The 14,876-nt window shown below is 53.2% G+C and carries 18 protein-coding genes and 1 riboswitch; of the genes, 4 read left to right on the top strand and 14 right to left on the bottom strand.

Translation table 11 applies throughout. From position 1 onward, the window contains the following. Window positions 1-254: 254 nt before the first annotated feature. Complete coding sequence (locus tag QWF21_RS15850; protein ID WP_330089024.1) at window positions 255-947, top strand: hypothetical protein; 693 nt, start codon at window positions 255-257, stop codon at window positions 945-947. Between the two features lie 161 nt (window positions 948-1,108). Here the strand turns inward: QWF21_RS15850 and QWF21_RS15855 are convergent, their stop codons facing one another. From QWF21_RS15855 to moaA, 11 genes are all read right to left on the bottom strand, one after another. Further along, window positions 1,109-1,528, bottom strand: coding sequence for a helix-turn-helix domain-containing protein (locus QWF21_RS15855; protein ID WP_330089025.1), 420 nt, complete (start codon window positions 1,526-1,528; stop codon window positions 1,109-1,111). A 10-nt stretch (window positions 1,529-1,538) separates the two neighbouring features. Further along, window positions 1,539-1,847: a type II toxin-antitoxin system HigB family toxin gene (locus QWF21_RS15860; protein WP_330089026.1), complete on the bottom strand. Its 309-nt coding sequence runs from the start codon at window positions 1,845-1,847 to the stop codon at window positions 1,539-1,541. 85 nt (window positions 1,848-1,932) lie between these two features. Next, window positions 1,933-3,141 (bottom strand): molybdenum ABC transporter ATP-binding protein, encoded by a 1,209-nt coding sequence (gene modC / locus QWF21_RS15865; protein WP_330089027.1) that lies wholly within the window; start codon window positions 3,139-3,141, stop codon window positions 1,933-1,935. Next, window positions 3,138-3,839: a molybdate ABC transporter permease subunit gene (gene modB / locus QWF21_RS15870; protein WP_305944612.1), complete on the bottom strand. Its 702-nt coding sequence runs from the start codon at window positions 3,837-3,839 to the stop codon at window positions 3,138-3,140. The genes modC and modB overlap by 4 nt, the downstream gene beginning before the upstream one ends. Window positions 3,840-3,844: 5 nt before the next feature. After that, window positions 3,845-4,603 (bottom strand): molybdate ABC transporter substrate-binding protein, encoded by a 759-nt coding sequence (gene modA / locus QWF21_RS15875; RefSeq protein ID WP_330089028.1) that lies wholly within the window; start codon window positions 4,601-4,603, stop codon window positions 3,845-3,847. A 3-nt stretch (window positions 4,604-4,606) separates the two neighbouring features. Next, complete coding sequence (gene moaE, locus QWF21_RS15880) at window positions 4,607-5,056, bottom strand: molybdopterin synthase catalytic subunit MoaE (protein WP_330089029.1); 450 nt, start codon at window positions 5,054-5,056, stop codon at window positions 4,607-4,609. Window positions 5,057-5,078: 22 nt separating this feature from the next. After that, window positions 5,079-5,336 (bottom strand): MoaD/ThiS family protein, encoded by a 258-nt coding sequence (locus QWF21_RS15885; protein WP_330089030.1) that lies wholly within the window; start codon window positions 5,334-5,336, stop codon window positions 5,079-5,081. Continuing rightward, window positions 5,333-5,866 (bottom strand): cyclic pyranopterin monophosphate synthase MoaC, encoded by a 534-nt coding sequence (moaC, locus tag QWF21_RS15890; protein WP_330089031.1) that lies wholly within the window; start codon window positions 5,864-5,866, stop codon window positions 5,333-5,335. The genes QWF21_RS15885 and moaC overlap by 4 nt, the downstream gene beginning before the upstream one ends. Then, complete coding sequence (gene moaB / locus QWF21_RS15895; protein WP_330089032.1) at window positions 5,866-6,408, bottom strand: molybdenum cofactor biosynthesis protein B; 543 nt, start codon at window positions 6,406-6,408, stop codon at window positions 5,866-5,868. Before moaB ends, moaC begins: the two co-directional genes overlap by 1 nt. After that, window positions 6,401-6,985, bottom strand: coding sequence for a molybdenum cofactor guanylyltransferase (gene mobA, locus QWF21_RS15900; protein WP_330089033.1), 585 nt, complete (start codon window positions 6,983-6,985; stop codon window positions 6,401-6,403). Before mobA ends, moaB begins: the two co-directional genes overlap by 8 nt. 28 nt (window positions 6,986-7,013) lie before the next feature. After that, window positions 7,014-7,985: a GTP 3',8-cyclase MoaA gene (gene moaA, locus QWF21_RS15905; RefSeq protein WP_330089034.1), complete on the bottom strand. Its 972-nt coding sequence runs from the start codon at window positions 7,983-7,985 to the stop codon at window positions 7,014-7,016. Next, window positions 7,974-8,116, bottom strand: a riboswitch (molybdenum cofactor riboswitch). (Overlaps the previous gene by 12 nt.) Before the next feature lie 211 nt (window positions 8,117-8,327). On the opposite strand from moaA, the gene trhP reads away from it, so the two are divergent. Then, window positions 8,328-9,650 (top strand): prephenate-dependent tRNA uridine(34) hydroxylase TrhP, encoded by a 1,323-nt coding sequence (gene trhP / locus QWF21_RS15910; RefSeq protein ID WP_330089035.1) that lies wholly within the window; start codon window positions 8,328-8,330, stop codon window positions 9,648-9,650. On the opposite strand, the gene QWF21_RS15915 is transcribed toward trhP, so the two are convergent. From QWF21_RS15915 to acs, 3 genes are all read right to left on the bottom strand, one after another. Beyond that, window positions 9,647-9,898: a DUF1289 domain-containing protein gene (locus QWF21_RS15915; protein WP_330089036.1), complete on the bottom strand. Its 252-nt coding sequence runs from the start codon at window positions 9,896-9,898 to the stop codon at window positions 9,647-9,649. The two genes, trhP and QWF21_RS15915, sit on opposite strands and share 4 nt — an antisense overlap. After that, a complete protein-coding gene (locus QWF21_RS15920; RefSeq protein ID WP_330089037.1) occupies window positions 9,885-10,565 on the bottom strand; it encodes a response regulator transcription factor in 681 nt (226 codons plus the stop codon). Before QWF21_RS15920 ends, QWF21_RS15915 begins: the two co-directional genes overlap by 14 nt. A gap of 103 nt (window positions 10,566-10,668) precedes the next feature. Then, window positions 10,669-12,621, bottom strand: coding sequence for an acetate--CoA ligase (gene acs, locus QWF21_RS15925; RefSeq protein WP_330089038.1), 1,953 nt, complete (start codon window positions 12,619-12,621; stop codon window positions 10,669-10,671). A 257-nt stretch (window positions 12,622-12,878) separates the two neighbouring features. Here acs and QWF21_RS15930 point away from each other — a divergent pair, with 257 nt between their 5' ends. Together QWF21_RS15930 and QWF21_RS15935 are read left to right on the top strand one after the other, a co-directional pair. Continuing rightward, on the top strand, window positions 12,879-14,042 hold the full coding sequence (locus tag QWF21_RS15930; RefSeq protein ID WP_330089039.1) for a DcaP family trimeric outer membrane transporter: 1,164 nt from the start codon (window positions 12,879-12,881) through the stop codon (window positions 14,040-14,042). A gap of 76 nt (window positions 14,043-14,118) precedes the next feature. Then, window positions 14,119-14,790, top strand: a complete 672-nt coding sequence (locus tag QWF21_RS15935; protein WP_330089040.1) for a pseudouridine synthase — start codon at window positions 14,119-14,121, stop codon at window positions 14,788-14,790. Window positions 14,791-14,876: the final 86 nt, after the last annotated feature.

Below are 14,876 nucleotides of genomic sequence, written 5' to 3' on the forward strand. Positions count from 1 at the left end.
GACCCCTATGGCTCTTTTTGCTCATGGCACCTGATGAGCAATTCAAGGGTTCAAGTCAAGACTTGACCCTATGACCATGAATTTACCCAGCGTAGCACCAGCTTTAGTCTTTATCTGCCAAGTTAGTGCATAGGAAATATTTTGCTTATCAAATCCGAGTGCTCAAACTACAATGAAGCGTTAAGCTTATATGGTATCTTGCTTGATAAGTTTAATAATGGTTTGAACTGAAGCAAATTACTGGAGGTGCGACATTGGATGGTTTTTGGTTGGGGGTAACGGCAGCAGCAACGCTAGCACTTGCACTGTTTGGTTTTTTTGCTTGGTATAGTTCCCGCATTAAAGTTAAAGCAAAGGTTGAAAGGCACCCTGTAAACATTCCTGAGAGCTTGCTTTCTTCGATAGAGCAAATAGCAAAGAGATTTGATAGAGAAGATATAATAAAGATTTTTGAAAGCTCAGAGTTAAAAGAACGTTCAGAGTATTTGCTTTGCTTTTTGACAGAAGCAAAAAAGATTTATGAAGATCCATTTTGCAGGTCGGGCACATGCTCTCATCTTGAAATTTCAAATGTTGGTAATGAAGTTGCAAGTGGATTAGAGATAAAAGCAAATGGCGTTTATTTGATAGAGACACTTGATGAAAATGATTGGGTTGAGATTAAATTAAATACTTTTAGTTTAAAGCCTGGTGACACCAAAAAGCTAAGAATATGGCAACATGTAAGCTTGGATATGGATATCAAAGTTTATCAAGATAAAGGCAAGGTTTCTTTGGTAGAGTATCAGTTATCACACCCATTTTTTGAGGCGATTTCTTATTTGTGGGATAAAGGTAATCGCATTATAGTCTTGCTTGTTATTGTTTTCTGCCTTCAGTTTTCTTACTCATTATATCAAGCTTTGCAGGAAAAGCAGTTGACTGAAAGTGTTATTGAATCAGAATAAATATGCGTAATTAATTTTTGCTAAACAAAAAAGTTCATTTATGACATGTTTTCCTCAAGCACGGTTGAGATGAAGTCACGTGAGATTTCAGGGTCAGAACAAAATTAAGCTCAACTTTCGCAATTTGTACATCACCGCCGTTTAAATGTGCGGCCACGATACTAAACAAACATCGCTGCAGGCACACCAAATCGCTTAGATAACGCCCGGATATGGCCAAGCGTAAGCGAGCGCTTGCCACTGAGGATTTGTGATACCAACGATTTGCCGCCTATCTCATGCTGAAAATCACTTTGGGTCAGGCCGTGCTGATCGATCAGCAGCCGAAGCATGGCGATGCCTGGATCCAGCGCCTCTATCCGTTGATTAAATGCTTTAAACCGCTCGGCGGTTTCTTCGTACTCCTGCAGCACTGGAAACAGCAACTCAATCAGTACCTGATTTGCATCGTAGTCCTCAACCAGCTCATCCATTAACGCCAGCAGTTCATCGTACTGTTGATCAGAACGGATCCCTTGTACCCAAGGCATCACCTGAGAGATTTGCTGTGATAAGGACTTCATTGCCTGAACATCTAACATAATCGGCTCCTTAACTCTTGCTTCGGTACTGTGCTGTAATTCGGTCGTATTCTTTGTGGGTAACAATATGCTTGATAAAGCACTTGCCACCGACAAACTCCAAAAAAACTATCAACCGCAACTTATTGCCACCAATGTCAATCACGTACCACTTGTCAACGTACTTAAAGTTATCCAGCGATGGAAACACCTGCCGTAACTCTTCCGGGCTCTTTGCGTCGCTGCGCTTAAGCGCTTTAAAGGTTGCATCCAGTGCATCGGCACAATTCGGGTATAACAACTTGGCCGTTTCAAACGGCTCACGTTTCACTACGTGCATGCATCACATCCATTGTGGTCAATCGTATGGTTTACTCATTGTGAACTTAGCTTAGTGTAGCTTAGGGTTTACATATAGTAAACCCCTAATCCAAAGCCACAGCCTTAATCTGCGCATAAACCTGCTGCCCAAGCTGCAACCTCAACCGCTCAACCGATTGCTGAGTTAGCAGTGCTTGCAAAGGTTGGCCTTCAAGAGTCAGTTGCACCAGGGTTTCGGCCGGGTGGGGGGCGGGGTGGAAGCCGGTGATGGTGACTTTTAGTTGATTGCTGACCGAGCTGTCCTGGATTGGTTGAGTGCTCAGCGCGACATCGCGGGCCTGGATGCGTAAGCGGTAGCTGGGTTGGGTAAATGGCGGTGCTGGTAATTGCAGCTGCTGCTTGCCGATGGTAAGCGTCAGCAGATGCGCTTTGCTGGCACTATGGCTGGCGTGCAGCAGCGATAAAGCGCCGCTGGCGGCGAGTTCGGGGCGGAGCAGTTGCTGCGGCAGCGGGCCCTGGCTGTGGATGCGGCCGTTTTGCATCAGCACCAACTGATCGGCCAGTTTGACCACATCGTCCAGTTGATGGCTGACCAGCAGCATCGGAATGCCGGTTTCTGTGGCGATGCGCTGCAAAAACGGCAGAATGTCGTTGCGGCTTTGCTGATCCAGGGACGCCAGCGGCTCATCGAGCAGCAACAATTGCGGCTGGCTGAGTAGCGCCCGGCCAAGCGCCACCCGCTGGCGCTGACCGCCGGACAGTTGCTCTGGCCTTTGGCTAAGCAGTGGCGTCAGTTCCAGCAGGGTGATGACTTGTTCTGGCTTCAGTGAAATCGGCTGCCTGGCGCTGAGGCGCTGGTAGCCATAGAGCAGATTTTGCTGCACCGATAAATGCGGCAGCAAGCTGCTTTCCTGAAACACCATGCCAATGCGCCGCTGATGCACCGGTAAGAAATAGCTATCCTGCTGCCAGCTGGTGCTGCCAAAGCGGATCTGGGCATTGGCATGGCGATCCAGCCCGGCAATAGCGCGCAGCAAGCTGGTTTTGCCACAGCCCGAGCGGCCAAACAGAGCGGTGATGCCCTGAAGTGGCAAGGTGTCGTGCAGCTGCAGGCAAAAATCACCGCGCTTGACCGTGCAGTGAAGGCTAAGAGTGACGGCTTCGGGCTGATTCTGGCGCTGGGTGCTGCATTGGCCAGTGCTAGCGGCTGCGCTATTGGCAGAGCTGGTGTTGCCAAAGCGCTGCCAGCGCTCGCTAAGCTTGTGCCAGAAGCTGAGTTTAACGTCTGTGCGGGAAAGGCTATGATCGGTCATGTCAGTGGCCCCCGGTCAAAGCGCTTGTTCAGGCCATAGACAATAAAGAGCACCACAAAGGCGGCAATCAGCAGGCCGAGCGACAGCTGATGCGCCTGGCTGTAGTTCATCGCTTCGGTGTGATCGTAGATCAGCACTGACAGCACCTGGGTTTCGCCCGGTATGCTGCCCCCCAGCATTAAAATTACGCCAAACTCGCCCAAAGTATGGGCAAAGGTCAGGGTGGCGGCGACGATGAAACCACCGCGACACAGCGGCAGCACCACACTAAACAGCTGATCCAGCTTGCCGGCCCCAAGCGTCTGCGCCACTTCCAGCGGCCTTGGCCCCATGCGGCGAAAGCTCTCCAATAGCGGCTGCACGGTAAAGGGCAAGGAGTAAATCACCGAGCCAATCAAAATGCCGGGAAAGCTAAAAGCCAGATGCTGAAACCCCAGCCGCTCCAAAGTACCACCAACCGCACCCTCTGGGCCAAGCAGCAGCAACAGATAAAAACCCAGTACCGTCGGTGGCAGCACCAGCGGCAAAGCCACCAACGCCTGAATAGCGGTGCGTACCCGGCACTGACCCCGGCTCTGGCCCTGAGCCAGCCACCAGGCCAGCGGGGTGCCCAGCAACAGTAAAATCAGCGTGGTGTACAAACACAGCTTCAGCGTCAGTTGGATGGCTTGCCAGTCGTGTGCAGTGAGTTCGATCATCACCCTTACTCCACACGCCTGGCCGGTAGTTCAAAACCGTAGTGCTCAAGGATAGAGCGCGCTTCGCTGCTTTGCATAAAGGCGGCAAAACGATGCGCGCTGGCGTTGTTGGCACCATGGCGGGTCACGCTGTAAGCCTGGGTCAGTGGCTGGTGCAAATCGCTTGGGATCAGCTGATAGCCATGTCGGGAAAGCTGAGGAAAACGGGCCAGCGACAGCGCAATAATAGCCACTTCGGCCGCGCCGCTTTGCGCCATCTGGGCGGTTTGAGCGATGTTTTCGCCATACACCAGCTTAGGTTCCAGCGCATCCCACAGGCCAAGCGCCTGTAAAGCTTCTTTGGCGCGCAGGCCATAGGGCGCATGGGCAGGTTGGGCAATGGCGAGGCGGCGAAAGCTGAGCGCATTAAGCTGCGACAAGCTTACGTCCGTCAGATCCAGCCGCGGGCTCCACAGCACGATACGGCCTATCGCGTACAACTCTGGCGCTGTGCTGACATGGCCTTCGGCATAGAGCTGCTCGGGGAACTGAATATCGGCCGAAAAAAACAGATCAAAAGGCGCGCCGTGACGGATTTGGGTGCTGATTTTGCCCGACGAGCCGTAGCTGACGCGGATCCGCGCTGTGGGGTGCTCGCTTTGGTACAGCGCGATGATCTCATCCAGCGCATAGCGCAGATCGGAAGCAGCTGCGATGGTCAGCGGATCCGAGGCCCTGACCGGCAGCATAAAGAGCAACAAACTGAAGACCCAAAGAATACGCATCGGTTACCCCCAGCGCTCGGCGGCATCCTGATCGCTGGCTTTGGCTGCGACCCAGCTTTCACCCTGAGCGGTGCATTCTTTTTTCCAGAACGGCGCCCGGGTTTTCAGGTAGTCCATCACAAACTGCGCGGCGGCAAAGGCCGCGGCGCGGTGGGCACTGGCCACCCCAACAAACACAATCTGCTCATTCGGTGTTAACGCGCCGATGCGGTGAATGATCCGTACTGCACCCAGTTGCCAGCGCTGCTGCGCCTCCCTGGCAATAGCGTCCAGCGCCTGCTCGGTCATGCCGGGGTAATGCTCTAGTGTCATCTGCTGCAAATCGCCACTGCTTAGCTCCCGCACCAAACCGGTAAAGGTCACCACAGCGCCACAGCGGCTGTCCTGGCTCAGCAACTGGTACTGAGTGCCAACGCAAAAATCCTCGCTTTGTACCTGCACAACAATGCTCATGCTTGCCTCCGCTACGGCTGATTCAGCCACCGGTAACCGGCGGGAAAAACGCCAGTTCATCCCCGGGGCTGACCTTGGTGTGCAGTGGGCACAGTTGTTGGTTCACCGCGCACAGCAAGTCCTGCTGGCTTAGCTCCTGCTGCCAGTCGGCAGAGCGGCTTTGCAGATGCTGTAAGACCGCAGCGGCACTGGCATCGCGTTCAAAACTGCTGCTGTCGAGCTCCAGCGTCGCAGTATTTAACCGCTCGCGCAGTGCTGCAAAGAAAAGGACTTTGATCATAAGGCTGCTCCTTGAATAGGCCGTTGCCACAAGCCATGTTTGCCACCGGTTTTTTGCTGCAATTGGATCGGGCCAATCACCATGGCCGGGTCGACCGCTTTGCACATATCGTAAATGGTCAGCGCTGCCACCGAAGCGGCGGTCAGGGCCTCCATTTCCACCCCGGTCTGGCTTTGTACCCGGCACAGGCTTTGGATAAAAATCTGGCCGCTTGCAGCATTGAGTTCAAAATCGATGCTGACTTTGGACAGCGGCAATGGATGGCACAGTGGGATCAAATCGCTGGTTTTTTTCGCCGCCATAATGCCGGCAATGCGGGCGGTGGCCAGTACATCGCCTTTTTTCAGCAGCGCCTGCTCAATCAGCGCAATCACATCCGGCCGGGTTTGCACGCTGGCACTGGCAATGGCCTCGCGCATGCTGCTGGCTTTGCCGGAAACATCCACCATCAGTGCGCTGCCATCGGCATTCAAATGGGTGAGCTGGTTTTCTTTGTTTGGGTTTTCTTTGCTTGGGTTTTCTGCAGACATCAGGCAATTCCTTCACAGCCAGCGGCTGTGCTGTTTTTTAGATGAGGCACAAAATTACAGGGGCCGGTGGCAGCATTAAGCTGCGGTTCGATCAACTGCTGCCAGGCCATTTCACAGGCCGGGCCAGAGCCCGGCATGGCAAAGATCAGCGTTTGGTTGGCAAGGCCAGCGCAAGCGCGTGATTGCAGACTGGCACTGCCAATGCGTTGAAAGGACAACTGGCGAAACAGCTCACCAAAGCCATCGATGGCTTGATCAAACAGTGGCGTTAGCGCCTCGACAGTGCAATTGCCAGCGGCAAAGCCGGTACCGCCATTGACCAGCACCACCTGCACCGCAGGGCTTGCTATCCACTGGCTGATTTGGGCGCGCAGCTGATAACGATTGTTCGGCAGCAGTGCCCGCTCAGGCACCTGATGGCCAGCTTGCTCTGCCAGACGCTGCAGCAAATCGCCGCTACTGTCATTGGCGCGGCTGCGGCTATCGGAAACCGTCAGAATGGCCAGTTGCAGTGATTGAAAAGGTCGGGATGCTTTAGCCATGGCAAGACTCCTTCGAAGTGAACTGCTGGGCCTGCTGCCAGTCAGCCGGGGTATTGGTATTGCTTAGCGCGGCAGCATGGCTGGGCTCACAGCTTTCAACGCCAATGGCACCAAGCAGCGCTTGCACCGAGCGATTGCTGTGGGGCCTTGATAGCACCTGCTGCAAGTATCGATGCACCGACAGGGTGTTGGGCAGCACGCAGGGCAGGGCATGGCCGGTAAAGCACACCGCTTTACGGGTATTTTTGGATACCAGTTGCTGAATGTCGCTGACGCTGAGCAATGGCGTATCGATGGCCAGTACCAGCACCCGATCGCGGCGGCAGCGGTTTAAGCCGGCTTCGATGCCGGCCAGCGGCCCGGCTTTGGCAAAGCGATCGGCAATAAAGCCTGAGGCATTGCGACTGACGAACACGTCCGAGGCACCTGCTTCTATCGCCAGCGCTCGCATGTACTGCCACAGCGGTTGGCCCTGCCAGTTCAGTTCGGCTTTATCGGTGCCCATGCGGCTGGATTTACCACCGGCCAGCAGGATGGCATCAAAGGGCATGGGCGTAGTTTTTTGCGGTACGGACATCAAAATCACCTCCAGCTAGCTACCAATCTCAGCCACCAATCATGGCCAAATGACGGGTCGAGCCGCTGTTGCCCTGATGCAGCTCATGGCTTGCGGCCTTGCCCAGCACCGCGCGCTGCAGGTAGTGCATCAAGGGCTTGGGGTTATCGTCTTGCAACAAGTGGCGCAGGTTCTGGTGCTGCTCGGTAAACAGGCACAAAAACAGCTGGCCCCGGCTGGACACCCGCAGCCGGTTGCAATCGGCGCAAAAATCCTTGCTGTAGGGCATGATCAGGCCAATCTGGCCCTGATAATCCGGGTGGCTGTACTCCAGCGCCGGGCCGGCGCTGCGGACTTTGGCTTCGAGCTGCCAGCCTTGTCTAAGCAATTGCTGTTGAATGCTGGCACCGCTTAAATGTTGCTGTTGGTAGTAGCTTTGATTGTCGTTGGTGCGCATCAGCTCGATAAAGCGCAGCGAGACGGCTTTATCGCGGACAAACTCCAGAAAATCGGGCAGTTGCAGCGCATTGTGCTGACGCAGCAGTACGGTATTGAGTTTGACTTTACCCATGCCGGCAGCCATGGCCTGCTCGATGCCGTCAAGAATGGCCGGCAGGCGGTTCTCACCGGTCACCAGATGAAAGGTAGCGGCATCCAGGCTATCGACACTGACATTGATGGCATCCAGCCCCGCCTGTTGCCAGTTGCTCAGATCGCGCTGCAGCCGGTAGCCGTTGGTGGTCAGAGCCACCTGCTCGATGCCGTCGGTTTGTTTGCAGGCGGCGATAATATCGGTTAAGTCTTTACGCAGTGACGGCTCACCGCCGGTAATCCGTACCTTGCGGGTACCGAGCAGGGCAAAGGCTTTGACCAGGCGTTTGATTTCCGGCAGCGTCAGCTCGTCCTTGCGGGAGCTGCAATCCGGCCCGTCGGGCAGGCAGTAGCTGCAACGAAAATTGCAGCTTTCGGTAATGGACAGCCGCAAATAGGTAAAACGGCGCGCATAAGCGTCGATCAGCATAATTCACCTTTCCAAATCGGGAGGTAGGGCCGTTTCCCGCCATACCCGGTGGCCTGATTGCCACGGCATGCTGTTCATGGCTTGCTGCGTGCAGAAGCGGTAGAGCCAGCAGCTCGGTGTGTTTTCTGTGTAAAGCTTAAGAGGTTTCGCCCGGCATTGTTATTGCTCTGATGGAAGTGGGAGCTACCCCGGAGTGGGTAGCTGTTGGCTGCAAAAACGCATTTCTTTGCGCTGGATCAAGTAAGGTCAGAGGCAGGTCAGTACCATGCCTGCCTGCATCTGTGCTTTTGGGTATTCAAGATGCAGACTTTAGCCCATTAACCCGGATCAAAGAGACAAGCCATGCAGTATCAGCCACCTGAATTGTTATCACCAGCCGGCAGTTTAAAAGCCATGCGGCTGGCCTTTGCCTATGGCGCCGATGCAGTCTACGCCGGCCAGCCGCGTTTTAGTTTGCGGGTGCGCAACAACGAATTTGACTTGGCCACCCTGGCCACTGGCATTGGTGAAGCGCATCAGCTCGGTAAGAAGTTCTATGTGGTGGTCAATATTGCGCCGCACAACAGCAAGCTGACGCGTTTTGTCGAGGACATGGCGCCGGTGGTGGCGCTGGAGCCGGATGCGCTGATCGTATCGGATCCCGGCGTGATTTACCTGCTAAAGCAGCACTTTCCTAAGATGCCACTGCATTTGTCGGTGCAGGCCAATACGGTGAACTGGGCCGCGGTCAAATTTTGGCAGGCGCAAGGCGTGGAGCGGGTGATTTTATCGCGCGAGCTGGCGGTGGAAGAGATTGCGGAAATTCGTCGCCAGGTACCCGAGATGGAGCTGGAAGTCTTTGTGCACGGTGCCTTGTGCATGGCCTATTCTGGTCGTTGCCTGTTATCCGGTTACATCAATAAACGCGACCCAAACCAGGGAACCTGCACCAATGCCTGCCGCTGGAGCTATCAGGTGCATCCGGCCACCGAAGATGCGGTCGGCCAGTTTACCCCTGTCCCAAAGCAGCCAGTGACAGAGCCGGTGTTGATTGAAGAGCAGGGCCGCCCCGGTGAGCTGATGGCGATGGAAGAAGACGAGCATGGCAGTTACATCTTGAACTCAAAAGATCTGCGAGCGATTGCCCATGTTAAAGCCCTGACCGAGATGGGGGTGCAGTCGCTGAAAATCGAAGGCCGCACCAAGTCGCCTTATTATGTTGCCCGCACTGCTCAGGTGTACCGCCGGGCCATTGACGATGCGGTGGCTGGCAAAGACTTTGATACCAGCTTGCTGCAGGAGCTCGATGGCATGGCCAATCGCGGTTTTACCGAAGGCTTTTTACGTCGTCACCTGCCGCAAGAGCTGCAAAACTATCAGACCAGCCATAGTGTCGGACAGCAGCAGTTGGTCGGTGAGTTTATCGGGGAGGCCGATGCGGACGGTTTTGCGCTGGTGGAGGTTAAAAACCAGTTTGCCGTTGGCGATCAACTGGTGCTGATGAGCCCGCTGGGCAATCAAGCCTTTGTGCTTGAGGCGCTGCGCGATCAGCAAAACCACGACTTGCTGTTAGCCCCCGGAGCTTGTTATCAACTGAAAGTGAAGCTGCCGCTGCAACAGTCGTTGCAGCACGCGATGCTGCTGAAACAGCTGCAGCCAGTGCAGCAGGATTTGGCCCGGGTTTAGCTTAAGCGGGCCTTGACTTTGGCGGCCTGCCATTCCGCCTGGGTAATGGCTGTGGTCGCTATATCGTTGTGGTTCAGGCTGGCATACTGCTGCTTTCGCTCGGCCACCCGTTGCATAATGTCGTTGAGTTCTGCAGCGGTTTTTCGGTTCCAGTTGGCAATTTCAGTGATATGCCGGTAGCAACCGATGCACACTTTGTGTGTATCCAGCTTGCAACAAGCAATGCAGGGCGAGTCAATCGTGCTCATGGCCGGACAATGCCTTATTCACCGGTGGTTCCAGCGTTAAGCGCTGAGCCTGGATCACGACCTGGGTACGGTTGGTACAACCCAGTTTGCGAAAAATCGCTGTGATATGGGCTTTGACGGTTGCTTCAGAAATAGCTAAATCGTAGGCAATTTGTTTATTAAGCCAGCCTTCCGTCAGGTAGTACAACACCTTGTATTGCTGATTCGTCAGCTGTGCAACCCGGGCGGCTAAGTCCAAATCTTCGCCCTGACTTTCCTGCTCTTGCAAAGCCTTTTGCATGGAGGCTGGTACCCAAAGCTCACCAGCCAGCACTTCTTTTAAGGCGTCGCTGATTTGTGCCGGATTGGCAGATTTTGGGATATAGGCCGAAGCGCCAAAGGAAATCACCCGTTTCACCACATCCAGCTCTTCACTGGCGGAAATCACTACGATAGGTAACGTAGGGTAGTTCTTGCGCAGCTGGATCAGGCCTAAAAAACCACAGTTACCGGGCATATGCAAATCCAGCAACAGCAAGTCGGTGTCGGGATGTTGCTCCAGTGCCTGGCAAGTCGATTCAAAAGAGTCGGTTTCGATGGTTGCTTTGGTACTGAAGGTATTGCTGATGGCATTGATCAGCGCATTGCGAAACAGGGGGTGGTCGTCTGCCACGATCAATTTGGCCATGCTTCCTCGTCTTTATTATTGTATTTTCTTCGGCTTAGTATAGAACCAAAGGCCGCAAAATGCGGCCTTGATGTATACAGCGTGAGACAACGGACTGTCCCTGTTAACGATTTAACCTGTTTTCAATCAATTGATCAACTACTGATGGATCGGCCAGAGTGGAAATATCACCCAACTGGTCGTGTTCATTGGCTGCAATCTTACGCAAGATACGGCGCATGATTTTACCTGAGCGCGTTTTTGGTAAGCCCTGAGGAGCCCACTGGATAATATCAGGTGAAGCGATAGGCGATATTTCCTGCCGTACCCAGGCGCGGACTGCTTTGGTTAGATCGTCGGAAGGTTCAACACCAACGCGTGGCGTGACATACACATAAATGCCCTGGCCCTTGATGTCATGTGGGTAGCCGACCACGGCCGCTTCGGCGATGGCATCGTGGGCCACCAGGCAGCTTTCAATCTCAGCAGTACCCAGACGATGACCTGAAATGTTCAGTACATCGTCAACCCGGCCGGTTAGCCAATAATAGCCATCTTCATCACGGCGGGCACCATCACCGGTAAAGTAGGTGCCTTGGTAGGTGCTGAAATAGGTTTGCTCAAAACGCTCATGATCACCAAAGACTGTGCGCATCTGGCCTGGCCAGCTATCCAGGATCACCAGATTACCTTCGGCTGCTCCTTCTTGCTGTTTACCTTCGTTATCGACAATGGCAGGTTTTACGCCAAAGAATGGTCGGGTAGCAGAGCCTGGCTTTAATGCAGTGGCGCCGGGCAGAGGCGTGATCAGGATACCTCCTGTCTCTGTTTGCCACCAGGTATCGACAATAGGGCAATTGCCATGACCAAACTTTTCGTGGTACCAGCTCCAGGCTTCGGGGTTAATGGGTTCACCCACACTGCCTAAGGTACGTAATGTATTGAGTTGGGCACCTGCAACCGGCGCCTCACCATGCGCCATCAGCGCCCGGATCGCGGTAGGGGCAGTGTACAGAATATTGACCTGATATTTGTCAATGATTTGTGCCATCCGTTTCACCGATGGATAGGTTGGAACCCCTTCAAACAGCACACTGCTGGCACCATTGGCCAATGGGCCATAGACAATGTACGTGTGGCCGGTGACCCAACCGACATCGGCTGCACACCAGTAAATATCGCCGGGGTGGTAATCAAAGACATACTGATGGGTCATTGAAGCCCAGACCATGTAACCACCAGTGGTGTGCAACACCCCCTTTGGTTTGCCGGTAGAACCCGAGGTGTAGAGTATAAAGAGAGGGTCTTCAGCACTCATTGGTTCTGGCTCACAGTGTTTCGACTGTTTGGCCAGCAGCTCGTGGTACCAGACATCACGGCCTGGGTGCTCATCAATGTTGTCGCCTACATGCTTTACTACAATCACATGTTGCACGGGGCTGGCTTTACCCAGATGCGCCAAAGCCCGGTCGGTATTGTCTTTCAGCGGAGTTAAGCGGCTGCCCCGCGGGGCCTGATCGGAAGTAATCACCAGTTTGGAATCACAGTCCTGGATCCGGCTGCCCAATGCATCGGGGGAGAAACCCGCAAAGACTACAGAGTGCACAGCGCCAATCCGGGCACAGGCCAAGATAGCCACTACAGCTTCCGGGATCATTGGCATGTAGATGGTAACTCTGTCACCTTTCACCACACCAAGAGATTTCATGCCATTAGCCAACTGACAAACTTGCTCGTACAGCTCCTGGTAGCTAACATTCTTTTGTACGCCTGGCTCATCCCCTTCCCAGAAATAGGCGATGTCGTTGGCTTTGTGTGGCAGGTGACGATCCAGGCAGTTGTAGCTGGCATTTAGTACGCCGTCTTCAAACCATTTAATACTGATGTTGCCTGGCTGGTAGCTGGTATTTTTCACCTTGGTGTAGGGTGTGAACCAGTCGATGCGCTTACCATGCTCAGCCCAGAACGACTGCGGATCCTGCACCGACTGTTGATACATCCGCTGATAGGCTTCGTTATCAATCAAACAGCGTGCTTCGGCGGCCGCTGGAACCGGGTAAAGACTCGGCTGTGTCATAACTGTGTCCCCATTAGTTTTCTAATCAAAAATAAAGAACTTATGTTCTAACCAATAACAGCGCGGAAAGAAATTAGACCATTGTCTAGCTTGTTGAGATTCAGGCTAGAATGCGGCAAAAAATGGTTGTAACGACTTTAGCAGTTGATGCGACTAAAGGCTAATTGCAGAATGAGAAGCCCTGAACCAACCTTAGCCATGGTAAATAGCTCAGAAAACAATCGCACCAATAAGACAAGAAAACCAGGGAGCACCGCATGAAACAACTACCTTTTGCCTGTACCTTACTGGCAACAAGTATGACGCTTGGCTTGAGCCAGGCCCAGGCATCTTTTACCGTAGGCAATACCGACATCAGTTTTGGTGGTTTTGTGAAGCTGGATGTAATGCTGAACGATACACCGGACGGCAATCTGGCCACTGGTATTGGTCGGGATTTTTATATTCCTTCACTTACGCCTGTGGATGGGGAAGGCGAAAGTACAAAGTTTGATATGCATGCCCGCCAGTCGCGGTTCTTCTTTACCACCCAAACCAAACTTGAGAATGGTAAAACCATCGGTGGGCGATTGGAGTTTGATATGATGTCGACTCCAGGGGGGGATCAGCGTATTTCCAATGGCTATTCGCCTGGGATCCGCCATGCATTTTTTACCTACGACAAATGGTTGTTTGGCCAGACCTGGTCCACCTTTATGGACCTGACCTCTTTGCCGGAAAGTGTCGACTTTGTTGGTAATACCGATGGTCAGATTTTCGTGCGGCAGCCGCAAATTCGTTACACCCATGGCAACTTCCAGTTTGCCATTGAAAATCCGGAAAGTACCATTACTCCACACTTAGGCGGGACACGTATCGTCAGCGATGACAATACCATGCCGGATCTGGTGGCACGTTACAATCACAAAGGGGACTGGGGCAGTCTGTCGGTATCAGGTTTAGTACGGCAATTGGCGTATGAGGACAGAGCCTTGCAAATTGACGACAGCGTGATGGGGTATGGTGTATCGGTGACTGGTAAAGTGATGGTGTCCGATACCAATGATATTCGCTTTACGTTGAATACCGGCAAAGGCTTAGGCCGCTACATTGGTTTAAACACATCCAATGGAGCTGTGCTGGATGCCAATGGCGAATTACACGCTATTAAATCAACTGGTTTTACTGCCGCTTACCGCCATGTTTGGGATGCGCACTGGCGTACCAACCTGATTTATGCCACTTTACGGGTAGATAATGATACTGACCTGACGGGGGTTGGGGCTACCAAGAGCACCGAAAGCCTGGCGGCCAACATGATTTACCAGGCATCACGGCATTTGCAATTTGGTCTGGAATTCCGTCATGCCACCCGTAAACTGGAATCAGGCGTCGATGGCGATTTAAACCGGCTGCAGTTTATGGCGAAATACGACTTTTAAAAAGCTGCATGATTTCTAAATGCGCTTACTTTTGCAATAATAGCGGCTGATGCCGCTATTTTTTTGATGATGCCTTATGACGCCTGCTGCCACCGATCTTGCTGTTCTTCCCGCCACCCATCAAGCATACCAGTTGCTGTTTCAGGATGAGCACCTGTTGGTGGTGAACAAACCATGCAAATTATTGACCGTACCAGGCCGACATCCGGACAATCAGGATTGCTTGATCAAGCGGGTACAACAAGAATTTCCAACAGCTGCCGTGGTGCACCGGCTGGATTATGACACCAGTGGGCTGTTGGTATTGCCGCTGCATCCTGCAGCGTTATCAGCCATTAGTAAGCAATTTCAGGCCCGAGTGGTCAAAAAGAGTTATCTGGCAGTCGTTGCTGGTCAGTGGCGGCAAGCACATGGCCGGATTGATTTACCAATAGCTCCGGATGCTGAAAACCGGCCACGTTACAAAGTTTGCCCGGCAGGCAAGGCTTCAGTCACCGATTTTGAATTGCTGTCTTATCAGGCGGATATGGATTGCAGCCGAATCCGGCTGCACCCTGTAACCGGGCGATCCCATCAGTTGCGATTGCATACAGCGGCGTACGGACATCCGATCCTGGGCGACCCATTTTACGCGGCTAAAGCAGTTCAGGCGCAAAGCGATCGCCTGTTGCTGCATGCAGCGACACTGACATTGTTTCATCCGGTAAGCCAGAAAGCCTTAACCTTTACGGCTGAGGCTGACTTTTAATGCGGGCTGGTCGCACTCCAACGCTGGTCGCAATCATCACCCCTTTTATCTTCACGGCATTGTGAGCCAGCCGGCTGCTTGTTAGC

The organism is Alkalimonas mucilaginosa (genome assembly GCF_036327005.1).
Classification (GTDB): Bacteria; Pseudomonadota; Gammaproteobacteria; order Enterobacterales; family Alteromonadaceae; genus Alkalimonas; species Alkalimonas mucilaginosa.